The organism is Burkholderia sp. AU6039 (assembly GCF_002223365.1).
Lineage (GTDB): Bacteria > Pseudomonadota > Gammaproteobacteria > Burkholderiales > Burkholderiaceae > Burkholderia.
In genome coordinates this window covers 1-1,526 of the sequence record NZ_NKFK01000021.1, presented here as the reverse complement: position 1 = coordinate 1,526, position 1,526 = coordinate 1, and the positions used below count along the sequence as shown (strand labels likewise).

2 protein-coding genes are annotated in these 1,526 nt (G+C 63.9%); one reads left to right on the top strand and one right to left on the bottom strand.

Going from position 1 to position 1,526, the window contains the following annotated elements; translation table 11 throughout:
* Window positions 1-844: alpha/beta fold hydrolase (locus CFB39_RS38425; RefSeq protein ID WP_089476964.1), on the bottom strand; the 844-nt coding region annotated here is incomplete at its 3' end.
* Window positions 845-1,056: 212 nt separating this feature from the next.
* On the opposite strand from CFB39_RS38425, the gene CFB39_RS38420 reads away from it, so the two are divergent.
* On the top strand, window positions 1,057-1,526 hold a 470-nt coding region (locus CFB39_RS38420; RefSeq protein WP_256991570.1), incomplete at its 3' end, for a TetR/AcrR family transcriptional regulator.

Genomic DNA, 1,526 nt, shown 5'->3' with positions numbered 1-1,526 from the left:
GCGCGTCGGCGCTGTCTTCGGCCAGAAATGCCACCACCATCGCGTTGAATTCGTCAGCGCGCTCCCACTGCACCCAGTGACCGGTCTTGCTGAACAGATGCACGTCGCAGTTCGGCATGCGCCGCTGCAGCGAGCGGGCACCGCTCGGTCGATTGACCTTGTCCTCCGTTCCCCACAACACGAGCGTCGGGTTTTGCACGCCGGCCAGACGCGGATCGCGCGTGAAGTCGAGTTTCCTGAATTGCGGAATGCCCTTGGGGCCGAGCAATGGCGGGCTGGCGACGACCTCCGGGTCGATGCTGGACTGAAAGCGCTCCTGGAGCGTCGCATCGGATACAAGGCTGCCGTCGTAGACAAGGTCGCCCCGGATGAACGTCGCAAGCTTTTGCAATGTCGGGCCTTCGCCCTTGTAGTAATTCAGCAGACGCTTGAGGCCGGGCGTCGGCAACCCACGCGTCGTGTCCACGCCGCCGGGCCCCATCAGCACGAGACGGCCGACCGCTGCCGGCCGCTCGATCGCCATGCGCAACGCGCAGGCGCCACCCAGCGAGTTGCCGAGGATGTGCGCGCGCTCGATACGCAGCGCATCGAGCATCCCGAGCATGCTCGCGGCCAGGTCGCCGAACGGGTCACCGCGATCCAGGCCCTTCGTCGATTTGCCATAGCCGGGCATGTCGGGCACGACGACCCGGTGGACGCACGCGAGCGCACCGACATTGCGCGCGTAATTGGACATGCCGGAAGCGCCGGGACCGCAGCCGTGGGGCATGAGCACCACCGGGCCCTCGCCCGCTTCGGTAAAGGAAATGGTTCGCGCACCGACTCGAACGGTGCGTTGAGTCATTGCGTGAGTCATGAACGGGGCATTCACGGCGGAGTCGCTCCAGACGGTTGATCAGGCTTGCTTGTTTTAATAATGAGATATTTGTCATCATGACAATATACTCGTCTTCACCTAGCCAGCCGGAGCGTCTGTTGCGTCGCCGTATAATTCCCGCCATGAATGAAACGACCGTTGACCATCGGACCCGCGTCGCGGCGGAGCGACGCGAACGCATGCGCGCCCGCCTGATCGAAAGCGCGATGCTCGTGTTCGCAGAAAAGGGAGTCGGCGCAAGCGTCATCCAGGACGTCATTGCAGCCGCAGACGTGTCGCAGGGCACGTTCTACAAATACTTCCGCACCAACGAGGATCTGCTCGCGGCGGTGACGCAGGAACTGAACGACGAGTTGCTGCGTTTGATCGAAGCGGAAGTCCACGGTTATGAGGATCCGGCGCTCCGCATCGCGTGTGGTGTGCGCATGTTCCTGCACGCGGCGCGCGCGTATCCGCTGCTGGCGCGCTTCATTTGCGCGGCCGGCCTGCATTCCGCGGGGCCGAGCAGCCTGATCTACGTGTTCCTGCCGCCGCATATCGAGCAGGGTCTGGCACTGGGGCGTTTCACCCATGTCGGCGTCGGCACCGCGCTCGACGTGATCGCCGGAACCGCGCTCGCGACGATCCTCAGAATCACCAATGAAGGCCC